This is a genomic window from Maribacter sp. (assembly GCF_049667165.1).
In the GTDB taxonomy this organism is placed as follows: domain Bacteria; phylum Bacteroidota; class Bacteroidia; order Flavobacteriales; family Flavobacteriaceae; genus Maribacter_A.
In genome coordinates, this window is the sequence record NZ_JBATHS010000214.1 from 36,505 (window position 1) to 56,580 (window position 20,076).

Genomic DNA, 20,076 nt, shown 5'->3' on the forward strand with positions numbered 1-20,076 from the left:
TCCTGCCAAGGGGGCCTATCCAATTCCCTAATATACAGAAAAAACCGTGCCAGCACTTAAGCCGCAGGCATTAAATTTTTGTTAAACACCATATGGGAACATCTGTTTTTTTAAACGTAAATTTGCAGAATAAAGTATGTAAAATGGAAAAACCCCTTATCCTGGTTACCAATGACGACGGAATTACCGCTCCGGGCCTTAGGGCATTGATTCGTTTTATGTCAGAAATCGGGAAGGTCATAGTGGTCGCACCTGACAGTCCACAATCGGGAATGGGCCACGCCATTACTGTTGATAATACCCTATATTCAGCGAAAGTCGATATAGATCTCGCCGATGGTGCCTTCGCGGAATACAGTTGCAGTGGAACCCCGGCAGATTGTGTTAAACTAGCACTGCAGGAATTGTTGGATCGTAGACCCGATATATGTATCAGTGGGATAAACCATGGGTCAAATGCATCGATCAATGTCATTTATTCGGGCACCATGAGTGCTGCCATTGAAGCAGGTATAGAGGGGGTTCCCGCCATAGGTTTCTCTCTGTGCGACTATGCCTGGGATGCTAATTTCGAATTTGCGGGCGAAGCCATAAGGAATATCGTAAGTGAAGTACTGAAAAACAAACTCCCTAAAGGGGTGGTCCTCAATGTGAACATACCCAAAATGGACAAGGAATTGCCAAAAGGAATAAAAATATGCCGGCAAGCCCGGGCAAATTGGAAGGAAAAATTTGATAAACGTACGAATCCAAGAGGAAGGGAGTACTACTGGCTGACCGGGGAATTCGACCTTTTGGACCATGGGGAGGACACCGATGAATGGGCCCTCGCCAATGGTTATATATCTGTGGTACCAACCCAATTTGACCTAACGGCACACCATGCCATACAAGAACTCAATGGTTGGGATTTATAGGTATTGAATAAAGGGTGTCAGGAGGCCGATATGGCAAACACCTAGAAAGAGCATACATTCCATACAGGAAAATTAGATCTGAAATAGTACTTTCAGCTTTAAATACCAAAGTGGCGGGAGAAGGCTTTTGGAATTTACAACCGAGCTTGACACACGCAACATTCGGACAAATCTGAAAATTGAAACTTTACCCATGAAAACTAAAAAAGAACTTATCGTCGGTTTTATAGTCGGCATTATCGCAAATACGATCGGCACCTTGGCCTATATCCTACTGTTTTCAGATTTTGGCATTGCAGAGACCTTCGAAGCTGCAGTACAACAGGGACATGTCGGGAGTTTACTTGCCCTAGGGGCAATCTTGAATTTAGTGGCCTTTTTCGGATTTTTAAAAATACGCCGGGATCAGCGGGCAAAAGGCGTGTTGATTGCAACACTTCTTACGGCCCTGGTGATTCTTTATTATAAAGTATTCTAGAATGAAATACTACATTATCGCCGGGGAAGCCTCTGGAGACCTTCATGGATCCAATTTAATCAAAGCCCTGAAACTAAAGGATGCCGATGCCCAGATCCGATGCTGGGGCGGTGATCTAATGCAGGCGGCTGGCGGGACACTGGTGAAACACTATAAGGAAATGGCCTTTATGGGTTTTATTGAGGTCGTCATGAACCTGGGCAGAATTTTCAAGAACATCAAATTGTGTAAGAATGATATTTCCGCCTTCAATCCGGATGTCATCGTATTTATCGATTTTTCAGGTTTTAACCTAAGGATTGCCGAATGGGCCAAGGCTGGCAATTACAAAACGAATTATTATATATCGCCTCAAATTTGGGCATCTCGGGAAGGACGTATTCAAAAGATAAAAAAGAATATCGATGCCATGTATGTCATTCTTCCCTTTGAGAAGTCATTCTACGAAGAAAAACACGATTACCCTGTACATTTTGTGGGCCATCCGTTGATCGATGCCATTGAGAATCGGGAAGAAATCGATGCGCAGCGCTTTCGGCAAGAAAACAAATTGGACATTGATAAACCCATTATTGCCTTACTCCCTGGAAGCCGTAAGCAAGAAGTCAAAAAAATGCTCCAAACCATGCTTTCCATAACACAGGATTTTCCCGATTACTACTTTGTCATTGCAGGGGCCCCAAGTTTGGACTATGGTTTTTATACCCCATTTTTAAAGGATTCCAATGTAGGATTTGTAACGAATAAAACTTACGGATTATTGAGTTTGGCGCATGCTGCCTTGGTCACGAGTGGCACGGCCACCTTGGAAACCGCATTGTTCAAGGTTCCCCAGGTCGTTTGCTATAAGGCAAGTTGGTTGTCCTATCAAATAGCAAAACGCATTATCACGTTAGAATTCATATCCTTAGTGAACCTGATCATGGAGAAAGAGGTTGTCAAGGAATTGATCCAAAATGACCTTAATAGCAAAAACTTGCGCAACGAACTTACTAAAATACTGCAAGGTGCATGTCGGGAAAATCAACTGAAAGCCTATGAACTACTTGAAAAAAAACTAGGTGGCACAGGTGCCAGTGTCAAGGCAGCCGATCTAATTGTAGAAAATGCTTAAATTTGGTATCCGAAGGCCTTTTGCAAACCTTGGATGAAAAAAACATACCCATTTATTATTCTCTTTATTTTTTTGGGCAGCTGTATTGCCAAAAAGAAAACTACCTACGCGAAAGAGCGTACGATTACCGTTGAAGCTTCCCCAGAAAATTCGGGTAACGGGGAAAACAGCAATGATTTGGAAGTTCTTGAAACCCATTCATCATCAACGAAGGTCAACGACATCATCAACACAGCCCTTACGTACTCGGGGGTACGTTATAAATATGGAGGCACGACAAAAAAAGGGATGGACTGCTCCGGTCTTTTGTATGTCGCTTTTAAGGAAAATAATATTGCATTTCCACGAGTTTCTTCCGCAATGGCCAACCAAGGTAAACGCATTCGTGTAAACCAGGTTGAAAAAGGCGACCTCCTTTTTTTTAAAACGTCACGCAGGGGTAAAAAAATAAATCATGTAGGCATGGTGGTCGCGGTCGAAAATGATGAGATCAAATTTATACATGCCTCCACTTCCAGAGGGGTTATCGTCTCTTCCCTGAGGGAAGGGTATTGGAACTATTCCTTTGTAAAAGCAACCCGAGTTTTATAGATGAAACTGCTGGATTTCATTCCCATTAAGTTAACGCTACTTTTGGTATTGGGAATCCTTATAGGGTACTCCTTTAATACCGGTATTCGCGTACCATTGCTACTTACCTTGGTTTCTTTACTTACACTCGGCATTCTTCATTTTAAACAAAAAAAGGCCAGAGGCATAACTTTTGGGATCATGGCCGCATGTACTACCCTATTCCTCGGCATCCTGATAGTGGCCTTGGCCCAACCAAAAAATGCAATAGATCATTATTCCCATTTCAAATCAAATGGGCCTGACACGTGGGAATTGAAGATCATTGAAGTTTTAAAACCCACATCATTCAATCAGCGTTTTATTGCAGAGGTCACCTACTACCAGCAAAGAAAGGCCTCAGGAAGAATTATTGTGAACCTAGCAACCGACTCCATTCAAGAAAAATTGCAGGTTGATGACGAGCTTATTGCTTATTCCACTCTAGAAATGGTTCATCCCGCATTGAATCCCCACCAATTCAATTATAAGAACTACTTGGAAAAGCTTGGGGTCTATAATCAATTACATTTGAACAGACATGATTTTATTCTATATACCCATCCCACTAGAACCCTAAGGGGTTATGCAGCCCGATTGAGGGATAAGATCATCAGCCGAATGAAACAGGCAAATTTTGGGGAAGATGAGTTTGGGATTATCCAAGCTTTGTTTTTGGGTCAACGTGATGATATTTCCGAAGCCACATATACGGCCTACAAAAATGCCGGTGCCGTGCATATCCTTGCCGTGTCTGGCCTGCATATCGGTATTCTCCTTATCTTCCTTGAATTTCTTTTACGTCCGTTGGAATTTCTCCCCAAAGGGAAGGTCCTAAAACTTACTGTCATTGTGCTCCTGTTATGGGGTTTTGCCTTTTTAGCCGGTTTATCGGCTTCTGTGGTTCGGGCAGTCACCATGTTCAGTTTTGTCGCCTATGCCCTATACTTGAATAGGCCCAGCAATACCTTCAATATCCTGGCCTTGTCCATGTTTTTCATTCTGCTCGTGTTCAACCCCATGCTATTGTTCAATGTTGGGTTCCAAATGAGTTATGCTGCCGTTTTTGCCATTGTATGGCTATATCCCCTACTGCAAAAATTCTGGTCGCCTAAGCCATGGTTGGTTAAAAAAATATGGCAATTGCTTTCGGTGAGCCTTGCCGCCCAGATTGGGGTCTTACCTATAGGTTTATATTATTTTCATCAATTTCCCGGATTGTTTTTTGTCTCCAACCTATTGATTGTCCCCTTTTTAGGACTGATACTGGGTGTGGGTATTCTCGTAATCGCACTGGTGTTATTGAATTTGGCACCCGATAGTCTTATCGCACTATTCGATACCCTGATCGGATCCATGAATGCGATCATCGATTGGATTGCCCAACAAGAAGCATTTATTTTTCAGAATATCCCTTTTGATTCCGTTCAAATGGTGATTACCTATGCACTCCTTATTTCTTTGATCTGGATGTTGCCTAAACCCACTTTTAAAAGTGTCACTTTGGTGCTTGTAAGTATGATCAGCCTACAAATTTGGTCGTTGCACAAACAACGTCAAACCCATGATAAAGAACAACTTTGGGTAGCCCATCAAACCAAGAATTCAATTTTGATGCACCAATCCGGGGCGCATCTTACCATCTACTCCACCGACAGTTCGGCTTCGACGAGAATTATCGATGATTACGTGATAAACGAAAATATCGCTACGGTAATGTATCGGCCCCTAGGAAACGCTTTCAATATGGACGAAAAAAAATTGCTGATCATTGATAGTTTGGCCGTGTTTCCCGAGTTGGAAGCGCAACCTGATATTGTATTATTGACCCAATCCCCAAAACTTAATCTGGCACGGGTCATCGACTCATTGCGGCCGAGGGCATTGATCGCTGATGGCAGCAACTATCGCAGTTATGTAAAACGATGGGCCGCGACCTGTGACCAAAAAAAGATTCCATTTCACTACACCGGCGAACAGGGGGCCTTTGTAATGACGCTTAATTAAAGTGCCAGTACTGCAAATAATCAGTACCAAGCCCAACGTTCAAAAGTTCCATGTTACCAGCAACCCTAAAATTTTTATTCCAGGATTTCATAACTCCAAAAAAAGATTCTTTCTCTGTGCTCATTGTTTAGGTTTATTAACAAAAAAGCCCAAGTAATCAAACCTGAGCTTTTTAATTATTCTAATTAAAATTTCAACATTTATCAGTGGATTCCCTTCATAGCTTTATTCAAGAAAGGAGAAAGCAATACTAGGCAAATTCCGGAACCTAACATTAACATGGTAATAAAAGGATACAATTCAAAATCATATTTGTGCAATATACTTTCTAACATTCCCGCCAAATAGTTACCGGCTGCAAAACTTGCCATCCATAATCCCATAACCACAGAAACTAACTTTGTAGGAGCTAACTTCGTAATCATTGAGAGTCCTATAGGTGATAACATTAACTCGCCTAAGGTTAGTACAACATATACGACAACCAACCACCATGGAGACACTAAACTACCTCCTTCTGCTGCATGACTTGCCTGTGTCATTATCCAAAAAGCAAACGCGCCCAAAAATAATCCTATAGCAAATTTTATTGGTGTTCGTGGATTGAATTTCATCGCGTCAAGCTTTAACCACATTACTGAAAAGATAGGTGCAAAGATCAAAATTGCAATAGGGTTTACATTTTGAAACCAAGTAGCAGGTACATCCCATCCAAATATAAGCCTATCCGTATTCTCCTTTGCAAACAAATTCATGGTTCCCCCAGCTTGCTCAAATCCAGCCCAAAAGGCAATATTAAAAAAAGCAAGAACTAAAATAACCACCATTCTACTCCACTCTGAAGGACCATTGGTTCCTTTAAAAATAACATACCCTAAGCCAATTATTCCAGCTGCGAATCCAACGTAAGTAACAATGGTTGTAACATTATCTGGTAGTAGCCTCCAAATAAAAACAACAACAAATGTTGATATAATTAGACCTATAGCATATAAAATAATTTCCCGCCAATCCTTACCGTCTAAAACAAACTTGTCTTCGGGCGAATTTGGTGGAAGTCCTTTTTGCTCTAACGAATATTCTCTTGCTTTAAGCCAAAGTACTCCGATAATCATTCCAATTCCAGCTGCCATATACCCATAACCCCAATCTACATTTTCACCCAAAGCTCCTGCGATAAAAGGGCCTAAAATAGCTCCTAGATTTATACCCATGTAAAAAATATTAAAAGCAGAATCTTTCCTAGGGTCGTTATCATCATAAAAATCCCCTACTATGGTAGAAATATTTGGTTTAAAAAATCCATTACCAATAATTAAGACTCCCAAGCCTAAATTAAATATAAAAAGTCGCGTTACAGGATCCAAAGAATGTGATAAAAATGCACTTCCTGCCAATAGAAACTGACCTACAGCCATTACCAAACCGCCTATATAAACCGTTTTTCTTTTACCAAGAAAATTGTCAGCTACCCAACCACCAAGTATTGGTGTTAAATAGACCAAACCCGTAAAAATGGCATAAATGGCTAATGATTCTTCCCTGTTTAATCCAAATCCACCATTTACTAATTCTGCAGTTAGGTATAAAGTTAATAATGCACGCATACCATAGTAGGAAAACCGTTCCCACATCTCCGTTGCAAACAAGGTATATAATGCTTTTGGATGTCCCTTTTTAATAGTTCCTTTGTCCATAATAATAAGGTTAGTTAATTGTTAGTTTTCTTTTGCTGTTACTTTAATTCTTTTAATTCTCTTACTCTATTTCGTTTAATTTCTCGTTTAGAAAGAACTTTTAAAGTTTCGTTGTTGATCGTAATTTCATTTTTAGTATTATTTGATTCTTTAGGGCCTTGTTCCAAATCCCTTTTAACGTTTGAAGTTGCAGGTAGGAATAATCTTGGTTTATTCTTCAATATCATTGGCCTGATTTACAATTACATTCCTTGAAAGGTTATTAGATAAAACCGTATTGTCATATATATGTTGTTAATTGTCCCCTAAACTTTTATGAATGAAATCAGTCATTTTAGTAAATAGGTGAATACGCGTATTGCCCCCATTGATGCCATGGTTTTTATCAGGGTATATGGCCCAATCGAATTGTTTATTGGCCTGCACCAAGGCTTCTGCCATACGCATGGTATTCTGCACATGCACATTGTCATCCCCTGATCCATGCACCAGCAAATAGTTTCCTTTTAACTTTTCGGGATAATTGAAAGGTGAATTGTCATCATAACCACTTACATTCTCTTGAGGCGTCTTCATATACCGCTCTGTATAAATGGTATCGTAAAACCGCCATGAGGTTACGGGAGCGACTGCAATCGCGGTCTCAAAGACCGTATTGCCTTTTAAAATACAATTGGTCGACATAAACCCACCATAACTCCAACCCCAAATACCGGTTCGGTCTTTATCAATATAAGGCAGTTCACTTAATATTTGGGCGGCCGCAATTTGATCTTCGACCTCATATTTCCCCAATTCCTTTTGGGTTATTTTTTTGAAGTCCCTTCCCTTAAAGCCTGTCCCCCTACCATCAACACAGGCAATGATATACCCTTCGGAAGCGAGCATCTGATGCCAATAATCATTGCTGCCTCCCCAACGGTTGGCAACCGATTGCGATCCTGGACCACTGTATTGAAACATTAACAAAGGATATTGTTTCGAGGCATCGAAGTCAGATGGTTTGATCATATACATGTTGAGGTCATTACCATTGATGGCCAATGTTGAAAACTCTTTCGGGGATGTATCATATTCGCCCAGCTTTTCAACAAGATACTGATTGTCTTTTATATTCTGCAATTTTTCGCCGGTTAAGGCAAGGTGCATTGTAAATCGATAGGGGGTTGTAGCACTTGAATAGGTGTTTATGAAGTAGTTGAAATCCGCACTGAAGTCAGCAGCATTCGTTCCGTTTTCGACAGCCAGCCCTTTCTTAGTATTACCATTGCTTTCAATACTGTATACCCCTCGATTGATCGATCCGTTCTCTGTCGACTGATAATAGATCCTATCCTCATTTTGATCGTAACCATAGTAATCGGTCACTTCCCAATTACCCTTGGTGATTTGGTTCATAAGCTCGCCATCGGAACCGTATAGGTATAAATGATTATACCCATCCCTTTCGCTGGTCCAAATAAAACTGTCATCGGCCAAAAAGGTTAGGTCATCATTTATAGCGACATATGCTTCGTCTTTTTCTTCCAATAACACATGTGCCGCATTATCCGTCGCGTTGACCGCATATAATTTTAAATGATCCTGATGACGGTTCAGGGTTGTCACACTTAAGTAATCGGCGCTGTTCATCCATTTTATACGCGGAATATAATAGGGATCGTCCAAGTTTATTTCAGCACTTTTCCTTGCAACCACATCATACATATGAAGCGAGACCCGGGCATTGTTCTCCCCCGCTTTCGGATATTTGAAAACATGTTGTTGCGGATACAAATTGGTGCCATACACATCCATCGAAAATTCCGGAACATCGGTCTCATCAAATCTCAGGAAGGCAATTTTACTGCCATTGGAATTCCATGCAAATGCCCTAACAAAAGCAAATTCTTCTTCATAGACCCAATCGGTTATCCCATTGATCACTTTATTCTTTTCACCATCCTTGGTGAGTTGAAATGTGGTGCCTTTTTCAATGTCAAAAATATATAGATTATTGGCAAGGGCATAGGCCACTTGGCTCCCATCTGGTGACAATAAAGGTTCTTGGATCTTTTTTTCGGATACCTTGACTATTGATTTCGAGGTTATATCATAGACATAAAATATCCCCAATGCGGAATGTCTATAGATCGACTCCAATTCAGTGGCCAATAAAACCTTTTTTTCATCGTCACTGAAGGTATAGGTACTAAAGTGCGGAATATTGTCATTATCGGCTGAATTAACGATTGAGCCAACCTTTTCCAAGGTCTTATAATCATAGGAATCGATGCGTATAGTTTGGCCGCCCCAATCATAATGCAACAAGGTATACTGCTCTCCGTTTTTCATGGACCTAAGTTCGTCCATAGCACTTGTCCTGAAAGATCCCCCATATATCTCTTCAACAGTGATTTTCTTCCCTTGCCCATAAGTAGAGGTCATAAAACCAATGAATAGGAGTAAGAACAAACAGCATTTATTCATATATTTTGTAAAATCTGTTTTAAACACTCAAGTTTAGTGATTATTTTACAATTAATTAAACTTTAACGACAAAAAGCAACGGGCCATGTAGGTTCGTTCAGGCTTTGAATATCGGCGTATTGACTATCTTTACAGCTACAAATCAAATGTACAATGATCGATCCAATTTTGGGCTTCTCTAAATTATCCAAACAAGAAAAAATTGACTGGGTTGCCGAGCGGTATACCCATGACCCAGCGCAAACCAAAAAATTACTGAAGCAGTATTGGAATACCGCCAGTAAGGTGCAAAAATTGCACGATGAATTCATAGAAAACACGATTACGAATTATTACCTGCCCTTGGGAATAGCCCCTAATTTCTTAATCAACGGAAAATTGTATGCAATTCCGATGGCCATTGAGGAGAGTTCCGTAGTGGCCGCGGCCAGTAAGGCCGCTAAGTTCTGGTTTGATCGAGGCGGATTTAAAACAGAGGTCCTTGGCACAGAAAAAATAGGTCAGGTACATTTTATGTATGACGGCGACCCTGAGCATCTGAAAACCTTTTTTAAAGCAGTGAAACCCATGCTTATCAAAGACGCCAAACCTTTATCCATAAATATGGAAAAAAGGGGCGGTGGAATCGTAACTATCGAACTTCGAAATAAAACAGCCCAACTTAAGGACTATTATCAATTGCATTGCACTTTTGAAACTATGGATGCCATGGGTGCCAATTTCATAAATTCCTGTTTGGAGCAATTTGCCGAGACGTTCAAAAGAGAGGCCCAACAATATGCTGTTTTTAACGAAAAGGAAAAACAGATTGAAATTGTCATGAGCATCCTGTCCAACTACGTTCCGAATTGTTTGGTACGGGCTGAAGTATCATGCCCCATCAGTGAACTAACTTTAAGTGAAAGTGTCACTCCCGAAGAATTTGCCGATAAAATGATACGGGCCGTACATATAGCAGATGTTGAACCACATAGGGCGGTTACCCATAACAAAGGCATCATGAACGGCATAGATGCCGTAGTCTTGGCCACGGGAAATGATTTTAGGGCGGTCGAGGCCGGGGTACATGCCTATGCTGCAAAGGAGGGCCACTATAAGAGCCTAACCCATGCCCGTATTGAACATGGGGTTTTCAAATTCTGGTTGGAAATACCCTTGGCCCTTGGTACCGTGGGTGGTTTGACAACACTTCATCCTTTGGTCGGATTGGCGCTTGAAATACTCCAAAACCCAACGGCAAAAGAACTCATGCAAATTGTAGCTGTTGCTGGATTGGCGCAAAACTTCGCGGCTGTCAGTTCGTTGGTCACCACGGGTATTCAGGAAGGTCATATGAAAATGCATTTATTGAATATCCTTAACCAATTGGAAGCCACCGAGCAAGAAAAAACAACCATTGTTGACCATTTTAAGAACCATACCGTTACCTATAGTGCTGTCGTTGCAAAATTGGATAAATTGAGAAGCAGACCATGAGGCAAGAATTCTACAGCAACGGAAAATTATTGCTAACGGGCGAATATGCCGTTCTTGATGGGGCCAAAGCCTTGGCCTTACCAACGACATTCGGTCAGTTTTTGACCGTGGAACCCTCAAAGAACAAAGGCCTTTTTTGGCGTAGTTTGGATAAGGAAGGAAAGGTTTGGTTTGAGATGGAGGTCGATCTGGGAACCATGCACATACGTACTTCGACCCATACATCCAATGCAAATACAGCACTGAAGATCCTTATTGAGGCCCAACGTTTACAACCTGACTTTTTAACGCATGAAGGCGGTTACGACCTATCTACCCAATTGACATTCCCGAAGGATTGGGGACTTGGTTCATCATCGACATTGATCAACAATATCGCCCAGTGGGCCAAAATAGACCCATATAAACTATTGGCTACTACTTTCGGGGGAAGCGGGTACGACATCGCATGTGCACAGCACAACACCCCTATAACCTACCAATGGGTCCAAGGAGCCCCTATAGTGGAAGCGGTCGAATTCAATCCTGAATTCAACAACGAATTGTATTTTGTTTATCTCAAAAAAAAACAGAATAGCAGGGATGGAATTTTGCAATACAGGAAACAGACATTCAACAAAAATGAGTTGATTCAGGTTATTGGGAATCTAACATCCAAAATAATGGCCTCTAAGGATATCGATTCCTTCGAAACCCTATTGAACCTTCATGAAACGGTGATTTCTAACACGATACGAATACCCACAATAAAAGAACAACTTTTTTCAGAGTACCCTCGGGCCATCAAAAGTCTTGGTGCATGGGGAGGTGACTTTATTCTGGTTATTGGGGATGACGCTTCGATGGGGTATTTTCGACAAAGGGGATATGAAACGATCATACCTTTCTCGGAAATGATTTTGAAAAAAAAGTCCTAACATTTCTGTTAGGACTTTTTTGAAAATTTTGATGCCTTAATAAAACACGGCTCTATTATCTTCTATTTCCGAAGTTTTCTTCAATGCTTCATAGACCGCATTATTGACCCTTCCAGCATTCATGGTTTTGATTGAATTTGCGAATGTGCTGTAATTCTCCAATACTGGGGCTTCTTGTTTATTGGTCACCGAAATTAGAAAGACACCTGTCTCACCAATAATAAAATCGGATGTATCCCCAACATTCATTGCGAAAGCCCTACCTACTACCATAGGTTCCCTACCTGCACCAGGTATGGTCGGCGTTTTCACATTCAAGGCGGAGGCATTGGAAACAGAAACACTATTGTCCTTTGCAACATCTTCCATTGACTTGCCCTTATTGGCGGCAATCAATTGTTTTGCTTTTCTTTCTTTTCTTAGAATCGGCAGTACGGTAGTAGAAGCATCTTCCACAGATTTAAGCCCTGCATCATATGAGCCGGTCATTTGGGCTATAACATACCCATTGTTCACATTGAACCGTTTAACCTCTCCTACCTTTGTCTCTTCATTGAACGCCCATTGTACGATTCCCCGCTGGGAACCTAGACCTGGCAAATTCTCATCCATGGCCATGATTTTATTGACCGGACGTACTTCATAATCACTTTCCTTGGCCAAATCGGTAAATGCCTTTTCCCCTGAAATAGCATCCATTTCAAACTTAGTCGCATCTTGGAACAACGTATTGACGGTCGTTTCTGACGGTTCGATTTCTCGGGCCAAAGTAGCAATACGATATATATCCTGCTTATCATCGATCTTAATCACATGAAAACCGAACTCGGTTTCAACGAGACCAATGGTTCCTGTTGCATTGCCAAATACAAAGTCATTGAAATCAGCGACCATGGCACCTTGTTGGAAGTATCCCAAATCACCGCCATTTGGCGCAGAAGGCCCATCTGAATTATCACGTGCCAATTGCACAAAAACAGCATCCTTCTTTTTGGCTTCGTCCAATAGTTCTTTGGCCTTGATCTCGGCTTCCTCTTTGGTCCTGGTAATATTCTCACCGGCACTTTTCGCCCCTTTCCATGAAATCAAAATATGGCTGGCCTTTGCTGTGCCATTGATTTTTTTATCGACCATTTTAGAAACCTTAAAATAATTTCCATCGCGATAGGGCCCAAAGATCTCCCCTACCTTTAGCGCTACCAAGGTATCGGCAAAACTTGACGGTAAATCTTTTTTGGCCTTATAAATGGTGTCATATTTTATATCTGAACGACGATCGAGAAAATCTTCTAGATCAGTGGTATTCCTAAACCCTGGAATGGTATCCATACGATCGGTTTCTTGCCTGTATTCTATGGTATCATCCAATAATTTAAGGGTTTCTTGCTTTATGGCATCCTCATCCGCGGCAGAAGCTTTTTCCTCAAAATAGACATATTGTATATCACGGGCCTTCTCCTGCTTGAATTTCTCCTTATGGCTGTTTATGTACGTCTGTATTTCACTTTTGGTGATGTTTATAGTGCTATCGGCTATCGAAGTATACGGTATACGTACATATTTGATATCCACTTTGTCATTGGCCAATTTATAATCCAATTCCCCTTCTTTCAAAGTAGCACCCACCCCTGCCTTAACCAAATTAAAATACGTTTGTTGCTTGGCATTTTGAATGATGGATTGTTCGTCCTGCAACCATAGATTATATTGCGAGGGGCTATTGACCTTTAGATCCGCGATGAAATCAAGAAACTTGTATTCATCGAAAATCCCATTTTCATTCAAAAACTGGGGATTTTGATTATACGCAGGAATGGTTTTGATATAGTTCATGATCTGATCTCTTTCTATATCGATCCCCAAATCCTCGAATTGCTGGCCTAAAATCGAATTCCTGACTTCTTGGTCCCATACTTGGTTCACCACCATCATGGAAGAAGCCGATGGGCCAAATCTATTGGAGGCAACCTCAACTTTTCTTCTAAACTCATCAATTGGAATTTCATCCCCATTAATCTCAGCTACCGAAGAACCCATCTTGCCACCGGCAAAACTACTATTTGTAAATACGCCAGAAATGACAAATGCAAAAAGTGCAAGTCCTATGATCAAAATCAATATGGTCGTTCTCTTTCTTATATTCTCTAAAATCGCCATTATATGGTATGTTTAAAATCAGTTTGCGAAATTACCATTTTCTTTTGAATTATTAAAAAGTAAATCGGTCCTAAAATCAGGTAATAAAGGGTTTATTCCTCATCCAAAATTTCAAGTTTCACCAAATCTATTTTTGTGCTTGATACTTCCAATATCGTAAAAACGAAATTTCCGATTCTTATTTCAGAATCCTTTTCAGGTATTTCGCCCCTCTCATTGACCAGAAGTCCACCCAAAGTTTCGTATTCATTGTTCTCAGGAAGGTGTAATTTGTAATTCTCATTTATATAATCGACTTCCAAGCGGGCCGAAAATTTGTAATTGTTTTCATCCAATTGCTCCTCGATCAAATCGGTCGAGTCATGCTCATCCTCAATTTCACCAAACAATTCCTCTACGATATCCTCTACGGTCATCAAACCCGAGGTGCCTCCATATTCATCCAATACCACAGCGATACTTTTTCGTTTTTTGGTCAACACATTCAAAATATCGTGAATGAGCATCGTCTCTGGAACAAATTCCACAGGCCTTAGTATGCTCTTTATGGTTCTGGGTTTTTTGAAAAGTTCATAGGAATGTACGTAACCAATGACATTATCGATGGTATCCTTATAGACCAATATTTTGGAATATCCTGTTTCTGTAAACAATTTAGTGAGGTTCTTTGTACCCTCATGCAACTCAACGGCGGCAATCTCTGTCCTTGGCACCATGACCTCACGGGCCTTTACCAAGGTAAATTCCAAGGCATTTTGAAAAATCTGTATTTCGGAGTCTACTACGTCCTCTTCCTCAACGGCCCCCATTTGCTCTAGGATGTAATCACCAAGTTCTACCTTGCTAAAGACAAGTTGCGTCTCATCACCTTCAGTCTTGAAAAAGATCCTCAGGATAAAATCGGAAATTTTGAGAATGAACTCTGATATGATCGAAAAAAGCAAGTAAAAAATATAGGCGGGCAACGCCAGGATCTTCAAAAGACTATTGGCATAAATCTGGAATAAGACCTTGGGCAGAAATTCCGCAGAGATCAAAATAATCAGTGTGGAGATGATGGTTTGTGTCAACAAACTGAAATCGGTCAAAATAAGATGGATGATGGCATTATCTACCGGTAACATACCCACAAACCAATTCATCAAGAGCTCACCCATGAATAAGCCATAGATGACCAATGCTATATTGTTTCCAATAAGCATGGTAGCAATAAATTTCGAAGGTCTCTTAGTCAGCCGTGACAGTACTTTGGCCAAAAAGTCATTTTGTTTTTTCTCTATTTCAATATGAATCTTATTGGCCGAAATAAAAGCTATCTCCATTCCTGAAAAAAAGGCGGAGAACACTAAGGACACTATTATTATGACAATGGATGTATCCACGCTTACTATTGGTTATCCTTTTTTCTTTGTTCAAATTTTTTCCTATAGTTTCTTCTAAAAGCGAACATTGCCAATGAAACTACCGCAAAGAATATAAATATATAGGTGCCCTCGCGATCTGTATTCCAATCCGTAAATATCCTATAAAGCGAGAAAAAGGCAACTGCCAGGTATAGATACTCGGTATATCTTAAAATCTTAATCATTGATTTCTTCTTTTATGGTCATCAGACCAAAGGTTTTATGTGCATATAAAAAACTAAAATCCTTATTAAAATCCATTCCCTCCCCGTCCATAATGGTTCCTTCCTCGGGGTTTGTATATTTGAATTTGTCTTGGGTAAAGGCCCATTCATTTGTCTGATCGTAATATAATTGGGGCGTCTCCAGTTTTTTCCCATCATGGGTCTCCAATACAACATTACCCCGAAGATCTATCAGTCCTGTCGATGAATACCGAATACAATAATCAGCGGTAATCTTATTTTTATTATTGTTTTCATCATAGATATCGACCACGATACCTTCGGGGAAGGTGCGATAGGGAAATTCAAGATTCTCAAAATTCTCGGTAATGGGGCCCGTCAATACCGATAAGACCCGAGTCGTATCGGTAGCATCATTGGCCATCACATTTTTAGTTTCGGTATACGTAAATGAAAAATTTTGGGCGACACCTTGGGGAAACACCATTGGCAAGGCTTCTTCGCCCACCCTTTTATAATTATCCGCACAAGAAAAAAAAAGCATTGCCCCGGAAAACACCAGGGCAATGCCATTTATATAATTTCGAAAATGTCGTTTCATCCTACAGATTAGGTACCTTAACACTACCACCGACCCAACAATTGAATGTTACGGTTTTACCGGCCATTCCAGAATTAAAGATATCCGTTTTTGAGGGTGCCTTGGCGAGGTAACTTGTAGCGGATTGATTTGCCCTTCCACTCAATGAAGGATCGACCCTTCCTGCCCTATTTGCCATTTCAGCTGCCTTCCAATATATCGCCCTTTTCTCAAAAGGTGTTTCACCACAATCATTGGCACTTGTTGCATATAAATTCGCAATCAACAAATAGGCTTTCCCATTCGCAGGATTGGCATCAATAGCTTTTTGGGCATAACTTCTTGCGGTTGATTTACTTCCCCTTCTAAAAACGGTGGCCACCTTGTATGCGATATTCGATTGTTTCCTGGCGTTCGTTTCCAATTCCAAGGCTTTGTTGAAATCTGCAACGGCCCCTTTACTATCGCCCGCTTTTAATTTTAAATTACCACCGTACACATATGCATCTGCCGATGGATCCAACGCCATTTGTGCCTCGAATAATTTTTTGAACATGGGATCATCGGTACATTCCTTGTCGAACATTCTACCGACAGCTCTTTTCACCCAATTGATATCGCTCTTCTTGGCATCGAAACTTTTTTGATACAATGGAACCAAATTAGCACAGTCTGCCAAATCACCCAATTTGGAATCAATACTACCTGCAATCTTTCCAAAGGATTCGGAATTCGTCGTTGCTGCCTTCAATTGTTTTTTCTCTTTTGAAGTCAATGTCCCTGCTTCTTCCTTCGGTAAAAGTTGCGAAATCCTATCTGTTAACATGATATTCTCATCTTCGATTTTTTCCGTAACATCATCATAGACATCAAAAACCTCTTGAAGGTCCTTGCTTCCAGCTTTGTGCAAATCGACCAAACTTGAAAAATACAGATATAGCGCCTTTGGGTTTTTAAAATTGGGTTTATCCTCGTGAAAAGCTTTGCTCAAATCACTGAAAATGTCACCATCCGAAATCATTTTATTATCATACTTCAGCAAAACCTTGTCTATAATCACAGGGGCTAAAGAAGCCTTTTTGGGGAAATACTTACGACTATTATCATATAAAGTCAATAAATCCTGGATATTGGCATCCTTATCCGCACCTGACGATTTTTCGACACGATCCTTCAGGATTCGCTCGCCATAGGCATAATTGGCCCAGTTGATATCAGGGCAATTCTCGTAAACCATTTTCCATGGAGTATACGCAGCTTCATAATTCTTGACTTTTGCATGTTCAACATAAATTGATAGATTGGTCATGCACTCTTGATTCTGAGCCTGTGCATTACTTACTCCAATGCCCCCTAAAAGCATTATAGCTGTGAAGTAAAGTTTCGTTTTCATAGTATTTATATTAATGTGGTTAATGTACAAATTTTTCTTAATTTATCCTTCTCTTACGGAACCAAATATCGTTAAAGGAAAGACCCACGTTAACCTTAAAGTAGTTCTCCTCTATAAAATCATCATATTTTGTGCCTTTTCTACCCACCTCAAAACCAAGGTTAAGATTCGAAAAACTTCCGCGCATTGGTAACCCAAAACCAAAAGTTATGCCAAAGTTGTTTATCTCCCGATTATTCAGTAGCATTCCTGACTTGTCAAGCCGCAGTCCTGCCCGATAGGTGATTCTTTTATAATACCCTGAAAATGCGGAGTAATCCGGTATATAAAAACCGCCAAGTGCAAATGAACTGGCATCTTTATATTCCAAATTTTCGGCTTCGATAAAATCATTTGAGAACGAGCTCATACCCTGAAAACTATACTCGGCTCCCAGAAACCATTTCATTTTTTCCCCATAGCCGATCCCCAGCGTAGTCGTAGTGGGTATCTTCAATTCTGTGTTCCTGAGGTTCAAGGCATCCAAATTCACGTTCACAACCTCAATATTCTGACCCGTACTGATCGAGAAAGAACCGATTTCCTTATTGTTTTTAGAAACTAGATTTGCCTGTGTATTTACCCGTACCGAAGCGAACAACTGATACTTATCCTTAAATGTCGGGGTATAGTCAAGGGCATAATTAAAATCCATCCCGTTTACTTTGGAGCTTCTTTTGTCTAAGGTGCCGAATTGAACATTCTCGACGATCTGAACGCGATTGTTCTCTAAAGTGCCAAAATTAAACCCAGCGGTCAAACCTAGACTTACATTCTTGATGAATTCATAACCGGCAGAAAAATACACTTTGTTCAACCCTCCTTCACCATAAAACTGATTGGTTATTGTCTCATCGTTGGAATTGACATTTTCAGAAATCATATTATAACCCACCGAACTATAGGGCATGATCCCAAAACCTATTCCGAACCCTTTTTTCAGGGCCATGCCCACGGAAATATATTCGAGGTTGGTTACATTGTTGCTTTGACTCTCTACATTATTTTCGAAAGTCAGCCTTTTATGGGATAACCCTGCGGTATAGGTCGTATTCCCAAAATCCTCACCATATTGCATACCCATTTTACTGTATGCCGCGGGATTTTTAAGATTTATATGGATACTATCGGCAAACATGCCGATGCCACCCATCATTTGGTTTTCCATTGTTCCCTTGGATTGTATTTCACCGACACCAAAATAAGAGTAAGGAGAAACAGAACCATTTTGAGCATATAGTCCTGTTGACGCAATGCATACTATTGCAATTACAATTTTTTTGATCATTTAACGCTTATTGTAGTCCAGCAAATAATTTAATCCTTCAAGTAGAAAATTGGAAAGCGCAAATATGGTATTTTTTAATCGTTTAGACAAAAATAGCGCATCGCCCCCTGTTAAAATAACTGTTAAATCTTCATATTCAGAGCGATATTGATCGATTATACCATCCAATTCGGTAGAAACCCCATTGACTACCCCACTATGTATGCACGATTCGGTCGTATCGCCGATCAAACCTTCCGGCGTCTTTAGGGCCAAAAGCGGTAGTTTTGAGGTGAACTTGTTTAGCGCCTTATATCGCATCAAAAGTCCAGGGGATATGGCACCTCCCAAATATTCCCCTGAATGGGCTACCATATCATAAGTTATACACGTACCTGCATCAATGACCAAAGTGTTTTTTTGAGGTGCATAATAATAGGCAGCAGTTGCCAACGCCATGCGATCTACCCCCAATGTTTCGGGCGTGGCATATTGGTTTATGAAAGGTACTTTGGAGTTTGGACCAAGAACATGTACTTTGGAAAAAACATTCAAGGCGTCAATATCGCTATCCCCAAGAAAAACCACCGAAGATACTATCGTCCATTCAATCTGGGGGTATGTATGATATAGCTCCTTTGCCTTTTCAACTACATCGGAAACATCCGCACTTCCCTTATAAACTACCGAGCCGTTATTAAAAACAGCAAGCTTTACAAAGGTATTGCCGGCATCGATAATAAGATTCATGGTACAAAGATCTATAATTGAAAAAAAACAATCACCTTTTTTTTGGTTTTTGTTTGTATATCCTAAATTTGAAATTATATTTGCACCCTTCTAAGCCGCTCCTATTACTCGGCTCTAGCGGGCGAGTACAGCGCTTGTGGAAAGCATGTATTATGTTGAATTACCGGTGCCTTAGCTCAGTTGGTAGAGCAATGGACTGAAAATCCATGTGTCCCTGGTTCGATTCCTGGAGGCACCACCAAAAAAAACCCGATTCATTTGAATCGGGTTTTTTGGTTTTATTATATTTACAAACAAGCCACACAACTCCTTAACACCACACAGTCAATTATTTATTCGGTTTTAAAACCTTATCAAACCATTCCTAATAGTGATTTTTCCAGAACATTTACAACAACATATAGACTCTTTTTTTGATACTTATATTTCGTTATCCACCTCTATTTAACAAAATCACTTAAATTCTTCCTCGTAATAAGTCGTAGCATCTGTAAAAAGCAACTCCATTTTTTCTTTTTCAAAAAGTATTCTTTTATCATCCCAGTCCAAATATTTTATAAAGTCTTTTAAAACAATATCTAAGTATATAGAAATACTAGGAATGTTAAAATACAATCT

The 20,076-nt window shown here is 40.3% G+C and carries 17 protein-coding genes and 1 tRNA gene; 8 read left to right on the forward strand and 10 right to left on the reverse strand.

Going from position 1 to position 20,076, the window contains the following annotated elements:
- The first annotated feature begins 143 nt into the window (after window positions 1–143).
- The 5 genes from surE (at window position 144) to WBM98_RS10875 (ending at window position 5,125) form a co-directional block, all read left to right on the forward strand.
- Window positions 144–917, forward strand: a complete 774-nt coding sequence (gene surE, locus WBM98_RS10855; protein ID WP_424366040.1) for a 5'/3'-nucleotidase SurE — start codon at window positions 144–146, stop codon at window positions 915–917.
- A gap of 193 nt (window positions 918–1,110) precedes the next feature.
- Complete coding sequence (locus WBM98_RS10860) at window positions 1,111–1,395, forward strand: hypothetical protein (protein ID WP_424366041.1); 285 nt, start codon at window positions 1,111–1,113, stop codon at window positions 1,393–1,395.
- A 1-nt stretch (window position 1,396) separates the two neighbouring features.
- Window positions 1,397–2,509, forward strand: a complete 1,113-nt coding sequence (lpxB, locus tag WBM98_RS10865; protein WP_424366042.1) for a lipid-A-disaccharide synthase — start codon at window positions 1,397–1,399, stop codon at window positions 2,507–2,509.
- 33 nt (window positions 2,510–2,542) lie between these two features.
- On the forward strand, window positions 2,543–3,100 hold the full coding sequence (locus WBM98_RS10870) for a C40 family peptidase (RefSeq protein WP_424366043.1): 558 nt from the start codon (window positions 2,543–2,545) through the stop codon (window positions 3,098–3,100).
- On the forward strand, window positions 3,101–5,125 hold the full coding sequence (locus WBM98_RS10875; RefSeq protein WP_424366044.1) for a ComEC/Rec2 family competence protein: 2,025 nt from the start codon (window positions 3,101–3,103) through the stop codon (window positions 5,123–5,125).
- 203 nt (window positions 5,126–5,328) lie between these two features.
- On the opposite strand, the gene WBM98_RS10880 is transcribed toward WBM98_RS10875, so the two are convergent.
- From WBM98_RS10880 to WBM98_RS10890, 3 genes are all read right to left on the reverse strand, one after another.
- A complete protein-coding gene (locus WBM98_RS10880) occupies window positions 5,329–6,822 on the reverse strand; it encodes a peptide MFS transporter (RefSeq protein WP_424366045.1) in 1,494 nt (497 codons plus the stop codon).
- 38 nt (window positions 6,823–6,860) lie between these two features.
- Complete coding sequence (locus WBM98_RS10885) at window positions 6,861–7,049, reverse strand: hypothetical protein (RefSeq protein WP_424366046.1); 189 nt, start codon at window positions 7,047–7,049, stop codon at window positions 6,861–6,863.
- Window positions 7,050–7,116: 67 nt separating this feature from the next.
- Complete coding sequence (locus tag WBM98_RS10890) at window positions 7,117–9,291, reverse strand: S9 family peptidase (RefSeq protein ID WP_424366047.1); 2,175 nt, start codon at window positions 9,289–9,291, stop codon at window positions 7,117–7,119.
- A gap of 141 nt (window positions 9,292–9,432) precedes the next feature.
- On the opposite strand from WBM98_RS10890, the gene WBM98_RS10895 reads away from it, so the two are divergent.
- Together WBM98_RS10895 and WBM98_RS10900 are read left to right on the forward strand one after the other, a co-directional pair.
- Window positions 9,433–10,767: a hydroxymethylglutaryl-CoA reductase, degradative gene (locus WBM98_RS10895; RefSeq protein WP_424366059.1), complete on the forward strand. Its 1,335-nt coding sequence runs from the start codon at window positions 9,433–9,435 to the stop codon at window positions 10,765–10,767.
- Window positions 10,764–11,684, forward strand: a complete 921-nt coding sequence (locus WBM98_RS10900) for a GYDIA family GHMP kinase (RefSeq protein ID WP_424366048.1) — start codon at window positions 10,764–10,766, stop codon at window positions 11,682–11,684. Before WBM98_RS10895 ends, WBM98_RS10900 begins: the two co-directional genes overlap by 4 nt.
- 36 nt (window positions 11,685–11,720) lie before the next feature.
- Here the strand turns inward: WBM98_RS10900 and WBM98_RS10905 are convergent, their stop codons facing one another.
- The 7 genes from WBM98_RS10905 to WBM98_RS10935 all read right to left on the reverse strand — a co-directional run bounded on the left by WBM98_RS10905 (window position 11,721) and on the right by WBM98_RS10935 (window position 19,458).
- A complete protein-coding gene (locus tag WBM98_RS10905; RefSeq protein WP_424366049.1) occupies window positions 11,721–13,841 on the reverse strand; it encodes a peptidylprolyl isomerase in 2,121 nt (706 codons plus the stop codon).
- A 92-nt stretch (window positions 13,842–13,933) separates the two neighbouring features.
- Window positions 13,934–15,223 (reverse strand): hemolysin family protein, encoded by a 1,290-nt coding sequence (locus WBM98_RS10910; protein ID WP_424366050.1) that lies wholly within the window; start codon window positions 15,221–15,223, stop codon window positions 13,934–13,936.
- A 5-nt stretch (window positions 15,224–15,228) separates the two neighbouring features.
- Window positions 15,229–15,429, reverse strand: coding sequence for a hypothetical protein (locus WBM98_RS10915; protein WP_424366051.1), 201 nt, complete (start codon window positions 15,427–15,429; stop codon window positions 15,229–15,231).
- Window positions 15,422–16,030 carry an LPS export ABC transporter periplasmic protein LptC gene (gene lptC / locus WBM98_RS10920; RefSeq protein WP_424366052.1) on the reverse strand — a complete coding sequence of 203 codons (609 nt, stop codon included), beginning with the start codon at window positions 16,028–16,030 and terminating at the stop codon, window positions 15,422–15,424. Before lptC ends, WBM98_RS10915 begins: the two co-directional genes overlap by 8 nt.
- A 1-nt stretch (window position 16,031) precedes the next feature.
- Window positions 16,032–17,402: a tetratricopeptide repeat protein gene (locus WBM98_RS10925; protein ID WP_424366053.1), complete on the reverse strand. Its 1,371-nt coding sequence runs from the start codon at window positions 17,400–17,402 to the stop codon at window positions 16,032–16,034.
- Window positions 17,403–17,439: 37 nt separating this feature from the next.
- Window positions 17,440–18,729, reverse strand: coding sequence for a hypothetical protein (locus WBM98_RS10930; RefSeq protein WP_424366054.1), 1,290 nt, complete (start codon window positions 18,727–18,729; stop codon window positions 17,440–17,442).
- Window positions 18,730–19,458 carry a type III pantothenate kinase gene (locus WBM98_RS10935; RefSeq protein ID WP_424366055.1) on the reverse strand — a complete coding sequence of 243 codons (729 nt, stop codon included), beginning with the start codon at window positions 19,456–19,458 and terminating at the stop codon, window positions 18,730–18,732.
- Window positions 19,459–19,623: 165 nt separating this feature from the next.
- Between WBM98_RS10935 and WBM98_RS10940 the strand changes: the two genes are divergently transcribed.
- Window positions 19,624–19,699, forward strand: a tRNA-Phe gene (locus WBM98_RS10940).
- Window positions 19,700–20,076: the final 377 nt, after the last annotated feature.